General features: G+C 54.1%; 13 protein-coding genes and 1 pseudogene. 4 read left to right on the plus strand and 10 right to left on the minus strand.

The features are described 5' to 3' along the window. Positions 1-13: 13 nt before the first annotated feature. Positions 14-976 (plus strand): thioredoxin-disulfide reductase, encoded by a 963-nt coding sequence (gene trxB / locus AC0YN4_RS21990; RefSeq protein ID WP_475836793.1) that lies wholly within the window; start codon positions 14-16, stop codon positions 974-976. Positions 977-1009: 33 nt separating this feature from the next. Further along, on the plus strand, positions 1010-1468 hold the full coding sequence (locus AC0YN4_RS21995) for a Dps family protein (RefSeq protein ID WP_475782621.1): 459 nt from the start codon (positions 1010-1012) through the stop codon (positions 1466-1468). A gap of 424 nt (positions 1469-1892) precedes the next feature. On the opposite strand, the gene AC0YN4_RS22000 is transcribed toward AC0YN4_RS21995, so the two are convergent. Both AC0YN4_RS22000 and pyk read right to left on the minus strand, forming a co-directional pair. Next, positions 1893-3839, minus strand: coding sequence for an ABC-F family ATP-binding cassette domain-containing protein (locus AC0YN4_RS22000; RefSeq protein WP_475836794.1), 1947 nt, complete (start codon positions 3837-3839; stop codon positions 1893-1895). Positions 3840-3995: 156 nt separating this feature from the next. Beyond that, positions 3996-4994 (minus strand): annotated as a pseudogene (gene pyk, locus AC0YN4_RS22005) (pyruvate kinase); the annotation flags it as partial. A 129-nt stretch (positions 4995-5123) separates the two neighbouring features. On the opposite strand from pyk, the gene AC0YN4_RS22010 reads away from it, so the two are divergent. Further along, positions 5124-5912 carry an AraC family transcriptional regulator gene (locus tag AC0YN4_RS22010; protein ID WP_475836795.1) on the plus strand — a complete coding sequence of 263 codons (789 nt, stop codon included), beginning with the start codon at positions 5124-5126 and terminating at the stop codon, positions 5910-5912. Positions 5913-6630: 718 nt separating this feature from the next. Here the strand turns inward: AC0YN4_RS22010 and AC0YN4_RS22015 are convergent. Beyond that, entirely contained in the window at positions 6631-7287 is a 657-nt protein-coding gene (locus AC0YN4_RS22015; RefSeq protein WP_475782624.1) for an SOS response-associated peptidase, read from the minus strand. Positions 7288-7408: 121 nt separating this feature from the next. Between AC0YN4_RS22015 and AC0YN4_RS22020 the strand changes: the two genes are divergently transcribed. Further along, the gene (locus AC0YN4_RS22020; RefSeq protein ID WP_475836796.1) at positions 7409-8335 is read left to right on the plus strand and encodes a helix-turn-helix domain-containing protein; all 927 of its coding nucleotides are present in this window, start codon (positions 7409-7411) and stop codon (positions 8333-8335) included. A gap of 65 nt (positions 8336-8400) precedes the next feature. Here the strand turns inward: AC0YN4_RS22020 and map are convergent, their stop codons facing one another. From map to AC0YN4_RS22055, 7 genes are all read right to left on the minus strand, one after another. Then, entirely contained in the window at positions 8401-9144 is a 744-nt protein-coding gene (map, locus tag AC0YN4_RS22025) for a type I methionyl aminopeptidase (protein WP_475836797.1), read from the minus strand. A gap of 107 nt (positions 9145-9251) precedes the next feature. After that, on the minus strand, positions 9252-9440 hold the full coding sequence (locus tag AC0YN4_RS22030) for a hypothetical protein (protein ID WP_090978737.1): 189 nt from the start codon (positions 9438-9440) through the stop codon (positions 9252-9254). A 217-nt stretch (positions 9441-9657) separates the two neighbouring features. Further along, the gene (locus AC0YN4_RS22035; RefSeq protein WP_475782627.1) at positions 9658-9882 is read right to left on the minus strand and encodes a hypothetical protein; all 225 of its coding nucleotides are present in this window, start codon (positions 9880-9882) and stop codon (positions 9658-9660) included. A 105-nt stretch (positions 9883-9987) separates the two neighbouring features. After that, a complete protein-coding gene (locus AC0YN4_RS22040; RefSeq protein ID WP_475782628.1) occupies positions 9988-10431 on the minus strand; it encodes a PaaI family thioesterase in 444 nt (147 codons plus the stop codon). After that, positions 10388-12124: a long-chain-fatty-acid--CoA ligase gene (locus tag AC0YN4_RS22045; protein ID WP_475782629.1), complete on the minus strand. Its 1737-nt coding sequence runs from the start codon at positions 12122-12124 to the stop codon at positions 10388-10390. Before AC0YN4_RS22045 ends, AC0YN4_RS22040 begins: the two co-directional genes overlap by 44 nt. Positions 12125-12140: 16 nt before the next feature. Continuing rightward, the gene (locus AC0YN4_RS22050; protein WP_475782630.1) at positions 12141-13937 is read right to left on the minus strand and encodes an acyl-CoA dehydrogenase family protein; all 1797 of its coding nucleotides are present in this window, start codon (positions 13935-13937) and stop codon (positions 12141-12143) included. 516 nt (positions 13938-14453) lie between these two features. After that, entirely contained in the window at positions 14454-15656 is a 1203-nt protein-coding gene (locus AC0YN4_RS22055) for an acetyl-CoA C-acyltransferase (protein ID WP_475782631.1), read from the minus strand. Positions 15657-15702 lie beyond the last annotated feature (46 nt).

Genomic DNA, 15702 nt, shown 5'->3' on the forward strand with positions numbered 1-15702 from the left:
GGAGCACTCATTCATGGAAAACATCGTTATCGTAGGCACAGGGCCAGCCGGCTTAACGGCAGCCATCTATCTCGCGCGTGCCGGTTACAGTCCGCTCGTACTTGAGGGACCGCAGCCGGGCGGCCAATTGACCACCACAACAGAGGTGGAGAACTTCCCGGGATTCCCCGAAGGCATACTTGGCTCCGAACTCATGGCGAACATGCGCACTCAAGCTGAGCGCTTCGGCGCACGTTTTGAGACAGGCTGGGTGCAGCATGCTGACTTATCTGAGCGTCCTTTCAAGCTGTCCTTGGATGGCGGACGTGAATGGATTGCAGATGCCATGATTATTTCGACAGGTGCTTCGGCAAAATATATGGGTATCCCTGGTGAACGTGACAATATTGGGCGAGGTGTGAGCACCTGTGCAACTTGTGACGGTTTCTTCTTCCGAGGCAAGAAGATCATTGTTGTTGGCGGCGGCGATTCCGCAATGGAGGAAGCAGGCTTCCTGACCAGGTTCGCGACTGAGGTTCGCCTCGTGCACCGCCGGGAGGAGCTTCGCGCATCCAAGATTATGCAGGACCGGGCACGTGCCAATGACAAAATCAAATGGAGCCTCGGCGTCACTCCTATCGCAGTCGAAGCAGACGAGCACCGTGTGAAGGGTCTTCGTGTCCGCGATAACGCCACTGGCGAAGAAACGCTCCTTGAAGCAGATGGTGTATTCGTAGCCATCGGCCATACGCCGAATACCGCTTTCCTCGGCGGTCTAGTGACGACCGATGAGCTCGGTTACGTCGCAGTAACACCGGGCACCTCGAAGACGAACATTGAAGGCGTCTATGCCTGCGGCGACGTACAAGATCACCGTTACCGTCAAGCGATCACGGCGGCAGGAAGCGGCTGCATGGCTGCACTGGATTGCGAACATGATCTGGAAGCATGGAACAGGGCAGCAGGGTTTGTGACTGACATGGCAGTAGAAGTGTAATACCTATATCCTATTATGAAGGAGTTGTTCAAGATGACGACTAAACAGACGACTAAACTACAAAGCATTCTAAACAAACAAATCGCAACGTGGAGCGTAATGTATATCAAGCTTCATAATTACCATTGGTACGTGAAGGGCAACCAGTTCTTCACCCTGCACGTGAAGTTCCAGGAGCTGTACGAAGAAGCCACGCTGCATGTGGATGAAATCGCGGAACGCTTGCTCGCGATTGGCGGCGAACCGATTGCGACTATGGCAGAGTATCTCAAGCAATCCAGCGTGAAAGAAGCGACAGGCAGCGAGTCCGCCGTGCAAATGGTCGACTCCGTCGTAGCCGATTTCACCTTGATAGCTTCCGAGCTCAAGGAAGGTATGGAAGAAGCGCAGTCCGCCGGCGACGAGACAACCGGAGACATGCTGCTTGCGATCCACAGCGGACTTGAGAAACACATTTGGATGCTCAAAGCGTTTAACGGGAAACAAGTTTAAGTCAGCGATAGGGCGATAAGACGATATGGCGATAACCGCGATATTGTCCATATCGACGATAGCCACTATATCCGACTGCCATTCGCCGGCCGGCCTCCGAATGTTGCATAAATAGCAACATTTGACCATAACAAACACTCTCTACGATCTGAATGTTGCATGGAATGCAACTTTTGAGTCTACTATGAGGCACCGAGGGCAATTTTCAATAAAAATGTTGCATGCAATGCAGCATTTCCATATATTCCGGGAAAATCACACCAAAATGTTGCATGCTATGCAACAATTCACTCTCGCATACTGTCTCGCCAATGCACTTGCAGCAGCAGGCTATCAACTATTATGCGTGAGGTTTACTTATACAAAAGACACCTATTGCAGTCGGGAGCTTCCCGCTGTAATAGGTGTCTTTTGCGTATATCATTTATTTCTTCTTATTCGCCGCAATTTGCTCGGCAAGCTCGTTCAAGTACGCCCATCGGTCCATCAGCTGCTCGAGCTTTGTTTCGAGCTCCTGCTGTTCCTTCAGCAGGTCTTGCAGCGTAGCCGAATCGCTGCTGGATACTTCCATCTTCGTTTGAACGGCCGTAAGCGCAGCTTCGGCTTTCTCGATATCCGTGTCGATGGATTCAAATTCCTTCTGTTCTTTGTAGGTCATTTTGGTCGGAAGAACAGGTTCATTGCTGGACGCGTCCGGAGTCGGAGCCGTTTCCGCCTTGCGCTCCACTGCTGTCGCGCCGCCTGAGCCGGCGTTCGTTCCGGAACGACTGCCGTACTGCGCCGCATACTGCTGATAATCCGAGAAGTTGCCCACATGCTGCTCGATGACGCCATCGCCCTCGAAAGCGAAGATACGCTCGGATGTACGATCTAGGAAATAACGGTCATGGGATACGGTGAACACGACACCCGGGAAGTCGTCCAAGTAATCCTCCAGCACCGTTAGTGTTGTAATGTCCAAATCATTCGTCGGCTCATCGAGCAGCAGCACGTTTGGCGCTTCCATCAGCACACGCAGCAGCTGCAATCTGCGCTTCTCTCCGCCGGAGAGCTTCGCAATTGGCGTCCACTGCTGCGCCGGCGGAAACAGAAACCGCTCCAGCATTTGCCCAGCGGTTATGTTCGTTCCGTCGCCGGTCGTGATACGCTCCGCACTCTCGCGGATGTAATCAATGACGCGCAGCGTCTCGTCCATTTCTTCCCGCTCTTGCGAGAAGACTCCAAGCTTCACCGTCGGTCCAAGTCGAACCTCGCCTGCATCCGGCGTAAGCTTGCCGGCGATCAGCTTCAGCAGCGTCGACTTGCCGAGCCCGTTACGACCGACGATGCCTACCCGATCCTCCGGTACCGCAATATAGCTGAAATCACGGATGACCGTCCGCCCTTCGAAGGCTTTGGTCAACCCTTCCAGCTCGATAATTTTCTTGCCGAGCCGCGTAGAAGCTACGGAAACCTCAAGCTTCCCGTTCGCTTTCTCCGGAGCTGCGGCATTCAGTGCTTCAAACCGCTGAATACGCGCCTGCTGCTTGGTCGTCCGCGCCTTTGCGCCTTTACGCATCCATGCGAGCTCATTGCGAAGCAAGTTCTTGCGCTTCGCTTCCGACGATGCCTCGCGCTCCTCGCGATCCAGCTTCAATTCAATAAATGCACTGTAGTTCGCCGTATAGAAATAGGCTTTCCCTTTGTCCAGCTCCAGCGTCCGGTTGCTGACACGGTCCAGGAAATACCGATCATGCGTAATCATAAGCAGCGCGCCTTTGCGCTTCTGCAGCATGCCTTCCAACCACGCGACAGACTCGTTGTCGATGTGGTTGGTAGGCTCATCGAGCAGCAGCACGTCGGCCGGCTGAATCAGCGCCGCAGCCATCGCGACACGCTTGCGCTGACCGCCCGAGAGCGTGCCCAGCTTGGCGCCATAGCTTGCGATGCCGAGCTTCGAGAGCGCGATCTTCGCTTCGCTCTCGATGCCCCAAGCATCCAGCTCCGCCATCCGCTGATTGGCGCGAACCAGCCGCTCCTGCAGCGCAGCGTCGCCGGGCAGCAGCTCCAGTGCTTGCAGCGCCTCTTCATAGGCGCGCACGGCAACCATCTGCGGCGAATCGCCGCCAAGCACATGCTCGAGCACAGTCTGCTCGGGATCGAACTGCGGATCCTGCGAGAGCATCCGCACCGTTACGCCCCCGGCAATAAGAATAGAGCCCGAATCAGGGGGCTCTATTCCTGCAACAACTTGAAGAAACGTCGATTTACCGGTGCCGTTGACGCCGATAATTCCGATTTTGTCGCCCGTTTCCACGCCGAACGACACGTCTTGAAACAATATTTTTTCACCGTAGGTCTTTGAAATATGATCAACCGTTAATACGTGCATCTTATTATTCCCGCCCAACGTTAGTAAATCGCCAAACGCACTGCGCTACGCGTGAATGGTTCGAACATAGCGACAGCCGTTAATCCGTATCTACTCACTTTAAACGATCTACTAAGCTTCAATCAAATCTTTCTTCGCAAAATCGCCTGCCGCTTGCTCCGCCTTGATCGCAATAGCTACCATCGTACGAACCGCTTCAACCGGATAGTTACCCGAAGCTGTCTCGCCGGAGAGCATAACTGCATCTGTGCCATCCCATACCGCATTGGCAACATCGCATGCTTCTGCGCGCGTCGGACGCGGATTGCTTTGCATCGAATCCAGCATTTGCGTAGCGGTAATAACGAATTTGCCTGCGCGGTTGCATGCTGCAATCATGCGCTTCTGTGCCATTGGCACGTCTTCAATCGGAATTTCCACACCAAGATCGCCGCGAGCAACCATGATGCCTTCAGACGCTTCCACGATTGCAGCAAGCTCATCCAGACCTTCTTGGTTTTCGATTTTCGAAATAATTTGGATATGGCTTGCGCCCTTCTCTGCCAGCAGACGCTTCACTTCAAGGACATCCTCTGCGCGGCGGACGAACGACATTGCGATCATATCCACGCCTGTTTCGATACCGAAGGCGATATGCAGCTTGTCTTTTTCCGTTACGCCCGGAAGGCTTGTTTGAATACCCGGCAAGTTAACGCCTTTGCGAGATTTAATGATGCCGCCGTTTAGAATCACGCAAACGACATCGCTGCCTTCAATGCGCACAACTTGCAGTTCGATCAAACCGTCATCGATCATAATGCGCGAGCCGACCGTAACATCTTTGGCCAAGTCATAGGAGACCGAAATGCGCGTAGCCGTACCAGCGATCTGCTCGGTTGTCAGCGTTAGGAACTCTCCGCTTCTAAGCATATAAGAAGATTCTTGAAGGACCCCCGTCCGAATTTCCGGTCCTTTAATATCAAGCATAATGGAAACAGGTACGTTCAATTTGCTTGCTGCTGCCCGAACCGATAGAATCCGTCCGCGGTGGTCATCCAGCTCGCCATGTGCCAAATTCAGTCTTGCTATATTCATGCCTGCTTTCAGCATTTCTTCCAACATGTCAGCCGACATACAAGCAGGTCCCATAGTACATACAATCGCCGTCTTCTTCATGTCGATCACTCCCAAGTCTAATTTCGTTCTGTTGCCTTTATTGTAAAAGAACAATTGCACGAGTAGATAGGACTATAGTACAGTGGTTGTAAAATAGTACGATCATTGTCTGAAAGTGAGCGTTGCCCCATGTTTCATATCTTCGATATCCGGCAAGAGTGCGGCATTCTGCAAGGGGAGCGGCGCGCCCTCGGTATGGACAGCTATACGCTGGTCTGGGTCCGTTTCGGCCAAACGAGCTACACCTACTCCGGGCAAACCATCAGCTGTCGCAAAAACGAGCTGCTGCTTATCCCCGCCGGCGTTCCCGCTGCGGAGCTGCATGGCGCCGGGAGCATCCGCGAGAGCGTCACGGTACGCTTCAGCCCGGCCGATATTTCGGCGATGCAGCTGCTGCCTATTCTGGCGAGAAGAACACCGCTGCGCTGGGTTACTCATATGCCTGAGCTGCTGCTAGAGAAGCTGCTCTATATCGTGGAGCAATGGAGCGCCCGCGACCGTTACTTCTCCGTCATGTGTTCGGCACTGCTGACCGAGCTGATCGTGACGATCAGCCGGGAGTACGACGAAGGCGAGAAGGCCCCGTCCTCCATCCAGCACATTGAGCGGATGAAGCGCTACGTCGAAGACAATTACCGCAGCAAAATCACGAAGCTCGAGCTCGGCACCTGCATCAACGTCAGTCCGAACTACGCGGCATCGCTTTTTCGCAAAGTAACCGGCCTCACCATCAGTGAATACGTGCACCGCAGACGGATGAAGACGGCCCACTATATGCTGCGCCACTCCCAACTAACTGCGCAGGATATCTCCGAGCATCTCGGTTATAGCGATCCCTCGTATTTCAATCGTATCTTCAAACGCATCATCGGCAAGCTGCCCTCGGATTTGATCGCAGAGCGCACGGCGCGGGAGTGAGGTCGGCTCAGGCGAGAGAGAGTAATCGGTGACGCGGTGCGGGATGGTGCAGGATTGCGGGGGATGGCGCAGGATTGCGGGGGATGGCGCAGGAATGGCGCGGCAGGCGCGGAAATGGCGCGGGAGATATTGCTCCCTTTTTTGGGTCGTATCGTTCTTGTTCGATGAGAGCGGATATGCCTCTTATAGCATGCAAATGTGGCAGTTCGGCGCGGGATTGGCTCCGAAAAAAATCTAACGAACCGTGGAGGTCTTATTTGGCGGTGGATGGGCATTTGGGGGCGATTAACACCATAATAGCGCCTCTACGATCCGTTAGAAGTTCAAACCGTGGGAAATCGCACCAATAAGGCCTCTACGATCCGTTAGATTTTCAAACCGCAGAAAATCGCTCCAAAAACGCTTCTACGATCTGTTAGATTTAAAATTCACTCCAATCACTAGTCTCCATAGGTCGCCAGAACCACCAACCACCTCAATTTACTAGATGTTTTGGTAAATATGCCAATAAAAAAGTAAACGTAATGGATATTCATCCAACTAATAATGAGGTCACAGCACCGAATTACAGCACAAATCCACCAGTCTTGACCGGATCGCATCATGCAAGCGTCATACAACGCGCGCTAGGAGCCTCGCGCGTTGCGAAAACATACTCTTCTCCCCCACAAACCAACAAAAAAAGCCGCCAACATAACCTTGGCGGCCTTGCAAAACGTCAACCCATTCCTCTACCCCACTCCGTGCGCGGTGACTCGAAATCAACCATATCGTCGATGCTCGGAGACAGCGGAATGGCAACCATACGCAGCGCATCCATCGGGCGAAGCATCGAACGCAATTCGTACGGCGTCCGCTGCCCGCGTATCAGCCAATCGCTGATGTCCTCTTGCTCTAGGATCGCCGGCATCAGCGGCTGATACGGAGACACATGCGAGTTAGCCGGTGTCATCAACATTGTGCAAGTGCGCATCTCTTCCCCGGAAGCCGGACGAAACACATCATACAGCCCAGCAATAGCAAATGTCCCGCTTCGCATCGTAAGCTTCATCCGATGCACTTCCTTGCCAATCGTGCGCGTCACATAGAACCCCGTGCACGGAATGATGCAGCGCTGCTTATTCGCGATACGCTCATAAATGGGTTTATCAAACAATTCCGAGCTGTCCATCCGCACCGAATCGCGTGCCCAGTAAGGCACCATTCCCCACCTGAACTCATCCAATATCCTTCCGTTCTTCGTCTCAATAATCGCCGAAACCGAATCCGTTGGATTCACTTCATACCGGTTAGAAATATAGAACAGTACATTGTCGAGCTCGAACCGCTCCGTCAGCTCAGAAGCTTGAGCCGTTATCGATATTGACTGACACATGGTAAACACCTCCATCTATTTCGGCTATTATTTCCGGTTTAGCCAAAATCATGTGCGCCCATGGACAGTTCCGCTATAATATTACTCATCACACTCAACGAGAGGAGGGTATACGCGGCTAATGACCGATAACTCCATTCCACATTTCTCCAAAGGAGAACGGTTGCTGCCGTACGCCTCCCTATTCGAGACGGATCACGAATCGCAGCAGCTGCCTATTTTCGTCAACCGCGTCCAGGAGTCTTTCGACCTCGTCATGCATGCGCATGATTTTATCGAAATCTGCATGGTGACCGAAGGCGCCGGCTTCCACTATATCGGTGAAGACCAAATGCCTGTTTCTCGCGGCGATCTGTTCTTCATTCCGGTCGGCATCTCGCATGTATTCCGTCCCAGCTCCACGGCCAAAGGCCGCTCGCTCATTATGTACAACTGCATCTTCACCACGGAGCAGCTGGACAAGCTATTGCAAGCCGTCTACGCAGAACCCCAAATAACGAAATCGCTGAGCGAGCTGAATCATGCCGGGCAATGGCTACATGTCCGAGATCGCAACGAAGAAGGTCAGCAGCTCTTTCATAAGCTGCATGACGAGTTTACGTCTCGCAAACCAGGGTTCACCGCCAATCTATGCGCCGCAACCATCGAGCTGCTCATCATGGTCTATCGCAGATGGCTCGAGCAGTCGCAGCCACATACCACGCAGCAACAGCAGCCCAAGACCACAACCTCCGCTTCCATGCAGCAGATCGTGGAGCAGATTGACGCTAACTGCACCTCAGAGCTGCATGTCGCCGATATGGCGGCGCAGCTTGGAATCAGCGAGCGGCATTTTCAGCGCGGCTTTAAGAAAGCGACAGGCATGACGTTTCTGGACTATGTACAGAGTGCGCGAATTGATCTCAGCTGCAAGCTGCTGCTGCGAACAGATGCCAGGATCAGCGAAATTGCCGCCCAAGCCGGCTACCAGGACATGAAGTTTTTTAACGAGCTGTTTAAGAAGAAAACAGGCGTAACGCCGCGCCAATACCGACTCGCTCCCAAGTAACTGCGGGTAGCAGTTTCAAACTAAACCTGGGAGTCCGCCGACCGGGCGAACTCCCTCTTCCTCTACTAGCTCGTCAATATAAAAGCTTCTCCGTCCGTAATCGCCACCGTATGCTCATATTGCGCGCCAATTGACCCATCGAAGGTCCGAGCTGTCCAGCCGTCCTGATCAATAGAAATGTACGGCTTCCCCGTAACAAAGATCGGCTCGATGGTGATGACCATACCTTTGGCGAGTTTTTTGCCTGTCCCCGCTTTCCCCTTGTGATGGACCTGCGGCTCCTCATGGATGCTGCGCCCGATGCCGTGTCCAATGAACGCATCGACGATGGAATACCCCTCCGATTCTGCCACACGCTGCACCGCATGCCCGATATCACCCAAACGTTTGCCCACAATCGCCTGAGCAATCCCTTGATAGAGCGCATGTTTCGTCACATTCATCAGTCGCTGCAGATCCGGACTTACTTGGCCAACCGCATACGTCCATGCCGAATCCGCCATCCAGCCATCAAGCTCCGCGACCATATCGATGGTCACGATCTCCCCTTCGCGAAGCGGCACATCCTTCGGAAAACCATGGCAAACGACCTCACCGACAGAAGCACATGTCGCGTACGGATAACCTTTGTAGCCCTTCTGAGCAGGACGTGCACCATTTTGGCGCATATAGGCATCGACGAACCGGTCGATTTCAAGCGTGGTGACACCGGGCCGAAGCCGCTTGGCAATTTCGGCGTGACAGCCCGAAACAATTCGGCCTGCTTTGCGAATCAGGAGCAGCTGTTCATCAGTCTTGTAATGAATCATACGGCATCCCTCCAGAAGCATTAGCTGAGGTGCAGGAAGCAGAACACGACGTATAACAAAAAAACCTTGTCCCTATCGTGCCGGGCAAGGTTAATGGTTCAACGTATTTAGCTTACTGATGACCGAAGTCGTCCCATCTCATGTTCAACGAGCATCGTCAATTCTTCCTCATACCCGCCCATAATCCGATATTTGCGGATATAATCTCGGACAAACTTCCGTGAATCCTTCGGCTGAAAAATCCTTGTTAGTTCCTTGAGGCTTTCTTTGACTTCATTATGGCTGCGTTTCGCCATGAAATCCCCTCCTAGCATCGGCTTAGTGGTCCTAACAATAACTGCACGAGAACGCACACGGCGGAACTTGAACCGCGGCTGGTACTCCTCATAGGTGTCGAACGATCGGCTTAAATGAAGGTGGGTTAGGAGTTTAGGGAAATTGTTTCATTTATCAATCAATTATAACATTTTAAACTTAGATATAAAAGCGAACAGAATTAATTTTACAATTCCTTCAGATTTTGTCGTCTTCTATGGGTTCATCTCTGGTCGCAGCTGACTCTTCCGCGGACGGAATGAGATTGTCGCTTGGTTGATCGGTTCGGCGAGAGTTTGACGATGATGCGGCTGACCAGGCACTATTCTTATAGACCCGCAAATAGGCCACTACACCTACGATTGCGACAATGATGCCAAACAAGATAACTACGTTCGTCATCCATGGACTAACCACGATCATTCTCCCCTCTCCCCAGTTTGTTTTCCAGATATGCTAATTATAGGGGAAAGGGATAACGCTTTCAATGTCACGAACAACCCTCTGCGAAAATGTAACATGTTACAATTAAGTTACTCTGCGAAACGTTCCGCTCCCCCATGCAAGCAGCTCTTCATTATTATCGACAATACGCCCTTGCATTGTGAGTGTTCGTCGTGATTTATGAATAAGCAAAGCCTCACAACGGATAATCCCAATGCCTGCGCTCTGCAAATAATGGACATTCAGCTGCGTCGTCACCGTCTTCTCGCCCGGACACTCCAAGATCACGACAAGCCCCATTGCGTTATCCAGCAAGGAAGCCAGCACGCCGCCATGCACGATGCGGGCGAGATTGAGATGCTCCGGGCGCACATTCAGCGACACGACCGCCTTCCCTGGTTCTGCATGATCCAGCTCACAGCCAAGGTGTCCCCAGAAAGTCGGTTTGGCCGCCTCTGCCAACGCATCAAGCGAAGCTCTTGCATCATGGGGGCGTATCTGCTCCGATCCCTTTTCCTTCTCGCTCATTCGCTTCCTCCTCCTGCAGCTTGCGCCGCAGCACCTTCCCAATCATCGTCATGGGAAGCTCGGTTCGAAATTCATACAGATGCGGCACCTTAAACACAGCCAACCGGTCTCGGCACCACCGATCAAGCTGCATCGATGAGATGTTCACATCTTTGCGCAGTACGATAAACGCCTTCACCGTCTCCCCCCGATAAGGGTCCTTTACACCAATAACGGCAGCATCACGAACGCCCGGATGCTCGTAGAGCACTTCTTCCACCTCGCGCGGGTAGATATTAAAACCGCCTGCGATAATGATATCTTTGATCCGGTCCACGATAGCAAAGAAACCGTCACTGTCCATTTGGGCCAAGTCTCCGGTACGCAGCCAGCCGTCCTTGAATGTCGCAGCGGTAGCCTCCGGCCTCCCCCAATAACCGAGCATAACCTGGGGTCCACGTACGAGCAGCTCGCCTACTTCACCTTGCGGGAGATCTTCGCCTGTCGTCATATCGACGATTTTGGCATCTGTATTGGGGAAGGGCAGGCCGACAGTACCGATTTTGCGCTTCGTCCAGATTGGATTGACATGCGTCACCGGCGACGCTTCCGTGAGTCCGTAACCTTCGATAATTTTGCCGCCGGTCAGCGCTTCGAACTGCGTCTGTACCTCCAGCGGCAACGGCGACGACCCGCTGACACATACTCGAATAGAGGATAAATCATACTTCTTCACATCGGGATGGTTTAAGAGGGCGATGTACATCGTAGGGGCACCCGGAAAAAGCGTTGGTTTCAGCTTCTTAATCGTCTCCAGTACCACACCAACCTCGAAGCGGGGAAGCAATATAATAGTGCCGCCGATCATCACGGACAAATTCATAATGACCGTCAATCCAAAAACATGAAAGAGCGGCAGCGCTGCAAGTAAACGTTCCTTGCCCTCCTCCATCCGGTAAAACCACGCCACGGACTGCTTGGCATTCGCGATTAAGTTTCGGTTTGTGAGCATGACGCCTTTCGCAATTCCCGTTGTACCGCCGGTGTATTGAATCAGCGCAACATCGTTGGCGGGATCAACGGCTACCTCAGACGGCAATTTAGGTGCCTTTGACATAAAGGAGGTATATCGTTTGACGCCGTGCTTCCCATACGTGACTTGTGGATTATTTCCGGAGCGTCTTTGTTTGATGGGGAAGAGCAGGTTCTTCGGAAAAGGGAGCGCGTCTTGGATGGAGGTGACAATTACAGTGTGCAGCTGAGGTACGGGGCCATCCTCAGGCGTCTTGCCCCGCACCCGCTCCAGACGGGGATACAACAAATCCAAGGTCACAATCGCTACCGCGCCGCTATCCTTGAGTTGGTGCTCAAGCTCCCGCTCTACATAGAGCGGGTTCGTCATGACGACAACAGCACCGGCAAGCATCACGCCGAAGTATGCAATGATCGTCTGCGGGCAGTTCGGCAGCATAATGGCGACACGGTCGCCTCTGACGATGCCGGCAGCCTGCAGCCCTGCAGCCATCCGCTGGGAAGCGGACAGCAGCTCGCGGTAGGTTGTTTTCTTGCCGTAGAAATGCAGCGCTTCATGGGTGGGGTATTTGGCGGTTGTTTGAAGCAGCATATCGCTTATGCTTATATTCGGAATTTCCACATCAGGCGCAATTTCACCGGGATAGCAGCGAAGCCAGGGCCTCTCTTGCGGTTCTTCCATCTCCAAAAGCCTCCCCCTACAACGTGTATTGCTGGCTGCGGATGACGCGCGCGGCTATGCCGCGTTTAAGCGAGATTGTATCGACAAGCGGGGAGCGAGTGAGCTTCTTCATGACGGCCAGCTGGGTTTGGAGCGCATCCCCTTCTTCCAGCGCGGCGAGCGTTGTTTTGGCGTACCGCTCGATCCGCTCCATCGCCTCTTGAACGAAGACGACGGTCATGTCGATTGCATTTTGCGTGGCTGCAGCTGATGCGCTGTCGCCGCGAAGCAGCATTTTGCGTGTACGCAGATTGGCGCTTTCCATGGCGAACACTTGAATCATCATGTCAGCCAACAGGCATAACACCTCTTGCTGCTGCTCCAGTGCAAGTCCGTACTTCTGTACCGCCATGCCGCCGACCGCGAGGAAGATTTTCTTCCCCTGCTGAATGCGGAACGTTTCCTTGCTAAGCGGCTCATCGAATGGTGGAAGCGGCATGGGCTGCAGCAGCTCCGCCTGCAAAGCGCGCGCTTTACGAAGGAGAGGCAGCTCGCCCTTGAGCGCTTTCTTCATCAAGGTGCCGGGGATGAGCATCCGATTGATCTCGTTCGTACCTTCGAAAATACGGTTGATTCGAGAATCGCGGTAGATTCGCTCTACCTTGTAATCCTTGATATAGCCGTAGCCCCCGTGGATTTGGACGCCTTCGTCCGCCACATAATCGAGCACTTCCGTTGCAAAAACCTTGTTAATGGAGCATTCCAGCGCATACTCGGAAATGGCTTTTGCCGCAATCGCCCCGGCGTCTGCACTATTATCTGAGCCTGCGGCTTCGCTCTCCTTGAGCATTTCGTCGATCCAGCCTGCTGTCCGGTAGACCATGCTCTCCAGCACATAGGTGGCAATGTTCATATCCGCCAGCTTCGCGCCAATCAGAGGGAACGACGCAATTGCCCGGCCGAACTGTTTGCGCGTATTCGCGTATTTGACGGCAAGCCCGATCGTTTCCTTCGCCCCTCCGACGCAGGCTGCCGCCAGCTTGAAGCGACCGATGTTCAGGATGTTAAAGGCGATGATATGTCCTTTGCCGACCTCGCCGAGCACATTTCCGGCCGGAACCGGCGTATCGTCGAAGAAGATTGGGCAGGTCGAGGAGCCTTTAATGCCCATCTTGTGCTCCTCCGGTCCAATGCTGAAGCCAGGCAAGCCGCGCTCCACGATAAAGGCGGTGAAGTGGTCCCCGTTCACCTTCGCGTATACGATGAATAAATCCGCAAAACCGGAGTTCGTAATATATAATTTCGATCCGTTTAGAATGTAGTGCTTCCCATCCGGCGTCAGCCTCGCCGTTGTGCGCGCACCAAGCGCGTCGGAACCTGAAGCAGGCTCTGTCAGGCAGTAAGCGGCAATTTTCTTGCCTATGGCCAGGTCAGGCAGATACTTTTCCTTCTGCGCCTGCGAGCCGAAGAAGACAATCGGCAATGTGCCGATGCCGACATGTGCCCCGACGGAGAGCGCGAAGGACGAAGCTTCGGCGAGCGTTTCGGCGAGAAGCGTCGAGCTCACCTTGTCGAGCCCGAGTCCGCCGTATGCCTCGGGTACGTCAGCGCCGAGCAAGCCGAGCTCGCCCGCCTTCTGCATCAGCTCCACCGTCAGCTTATAGTCGAGCGCCTCGATTTGGGCATCGCGGGGGCGAATTTCGCCCACCAGAAAAGCGCGCGCCGCATCAGCAATCATCCGCTGCTCATCGGTAAAATCCTCCGGGGTGACGATTGCGCTCGGCGACATATCCTCCACGACAAACCGGCCGCCCCATCGATTGTTTTGCGCCATCTGACGTTCACTCCTTTCTATCTGCTTGCGATCAAGACGCAGCCTGCTTGCTGCGATCGACTTGAGATCAAGCAACGTGCGCCTTAGCGGCGCATTGTGCTCGAATTCGTGGTGCGATTTCGCGCGGGGAGAGGGAGAGAAGGAAGAGGGAGGAAATTTTGCAAATACTGCAGCATTTCTCGTCTCCCGGTGAGAAAACGAGGGAAATGTTGCTGTTTATGCAACATTTTTGCCCGTTTTCAGCTAGATAGGCCTCTTGGCGGATCAAATGTTGCATTCCATGCAACATTCGATCATACCCGGCGGTAATTCAGCGGAAATGTTGTATTTTCAGCAACATTTCTAAAGAAAGACTCGGTTAGTTAGGCAGCTGGGAAGAGCATGGCGGATTTTAGTGCGTGTTGGTGAGTTTGGTTAGTATGGTGTGGTGTGTGTGGTGTGTGTGATGTGTGTGATGTGTGGTGTGTGTGTGTGTGTGGTGTGTGTGATGTGTGTGGTGTGTGAAAGTTGAAATCTTTAAGGTGACACCTCGAGCACGCCTGCTGCACCCATGCCGCCGCCGATGCACATCGAGACGACACCGATTCCGCCGCCGCGGCGCCGCAGCTCGTGGATGAGCGAGACGGTCAGCTTCGTTCCCGTACAGCCAAGCGGGTGACCAAGCGCGATGGCGCCGCCGTTTACATTGACGCGTTCCGGATCCAGGCCGAGCTGCTCAATAATAGGCAAGCACTGCGCGGCAAACGCCTCATTCAGCTCGAACACATCCACCTGCTCTTTCGTAATACCGGCGCGGTCCAGCACCTTCGGAATGGCTTCAATCGGGCCGATCCCCATCACCTCAGGAGCGACGCCCGCTACACTGTAGGCGCGGAAGACGGCAAGCGGCTTCGTAATCCCCAGTTTCTCGGCGCGCGCGCGGCTCATCACGATAACGGCCGCGGCACCGTCACTCATCTGCGAGGTATTGCCCGCCGTGACCGTCCCTTCGCGCGCGAAGGAAGGCTTCAGCTTCGCCAGCACCTCTGGGGTCGTATCTGCCCTGACCCCTTCATCTCGATCAAAGAGCAAGCTGCGCGCCCATGGCCGGCCGTTATCGTCTACCCCTTCCCGCTGCACTTGAAGGGGGACGATCTCGTCACTGAACCGGCCTTCCACTTGCGCCCTCGCCGCCTTGCGGTGGCTCTCCGCAGCGAAAGCATCCTGCGCCTCGCGGCTAACGCCATAGCGCCGGGCCACCTCCTCGGCGGTATGGCCCATGCCCATGTACACCTCCGGCATCGCATCGGCAATGCCGGGATGCGGCGAAAGCTTGAAGCCGGTCATCGGGACATGGCTCATGCTTTCAACCCCTCCGGCGAGCACGACCTCTGCCTCGCCGAGACGAATTCGCTCCGCCGCGTAAGCAATCGCCTGCAAGCCGGAGGCGCAGAAGCGATTCACGGTAACAGCCGGCGTCGTGACCGGATAGCCCGCATACAACGTCATAATGCGGGCGAAGTTCAGCCCCTGCTCGCCCTCGGGCATGGCGCACCCGATAATAACATCCTGCACATCGCCGTACGTCAGTCCGGGCACGCGATCAACCGCAGCACGGAGCACCGCACGCCCCAGATCCTCGGCTCTCGTATCCGCCAGACTGCCTTTCTTCGCTTTGCCTACAGCCGTCCGTACCGCCGACACAATGACAGCGTCGAGCGGATGGTTTGCTTTCAACATTGGCGGTCACCTCCTTGAGCTTATCGCTTCATGCTTTTTGCTAATC

This window comes from Paenibacillus sp. J22R3, from assembly GCF_056269305.1.

Coding starts and splice junctions, on each gene's coding strand:
- trxB (WP_475836793.1), top strand. CDS start 14: ATGGAAAACATCGTTATCGTAGGCACAGGGCCAGCCGGCTTAACGGCA.
- AC0YN4_RS21995 (WP_475782621.1), top strand. CDS start 1,010: ATGACGACTAAACAGACGACTAAACTACAAAGCATTCTAAACAAACAA.
- AC0YN4_RS22000 (WP_475836794.1), bottom strand. CDS start 3,839: ATGCACGTATTAACGGTTGATCATATTTCAAAGACCTACGGTGAAAAA.
- AC0YN4_RS22010 (WP_475836795.1), top strand. CDS start 5,124: ATGTTTCATATCTTCGATATCCGGCAAGAGTGCGGCATTCTGCAAGGG.
- AC0YN4_RS22015 (WP_475782624.1), bottom strand. CDS start 7,287: ATGTGTCAGTCAATATCGATAACGGCTCAAGCTTCTGAGCTGACGGAG.
- AC0YN4_RS22020 (WP_475836796.1), top strand. CDS start 7,409: ATGACCGATAACTCCATTCCACATTTCTCCAAAGGAGAACGGTTGCTG.
- map (WP_475836797.1), bottom strand. CDS start 9,144: ATGATTCATTACAAGACTGATGAACAGCTGCTCCTGATTCGCAAAGCA.
- AC0YN4_RS22030 (WP_090978737.1), bottom strand. CDS start 9,440: ATGGCGAAACGCAGCCATAATGAAGTCAAAGAAAGCCTCAAGGAACTA.
- AC0YN4_RS22035 (WP_475782627.1), bottom strand. CDS start 9,882: ATGATCGTGGTTAGTCCATGGATGACGAACGTAGTTATCTTGTTTGGC.
- AC0YN4_RS22040 (WP_475782628.1), bottom strand. CDS start 10,431: ATGAGCGAGAAGGAAAAGGGATCGGAGCAGATACGCCCCCATGATGCA.
- AC0YN4_RS22045 (WP_475782629.1), bottom strand. CDS start 12,124: ATGGAAGAACCGCAAGAGAGGCCCTGGCTTCGCTGCTATCCCGGTGAA.
- AC0YN4_RS22050 (WP_475782630.1), bottom strand. CDS start 13,937: ATGGCGCAAAACAATCGATGGGGCGGCCGGTTTGTCGTGGAGGATATG.
- AC0YN4_RS22055 (WP_475782631.1), bottom strand. CDS start 15,656: ATGTTGAAAGCAAACCATCCGCTCGACGCTGTCATTGTGTCGGCGGTA.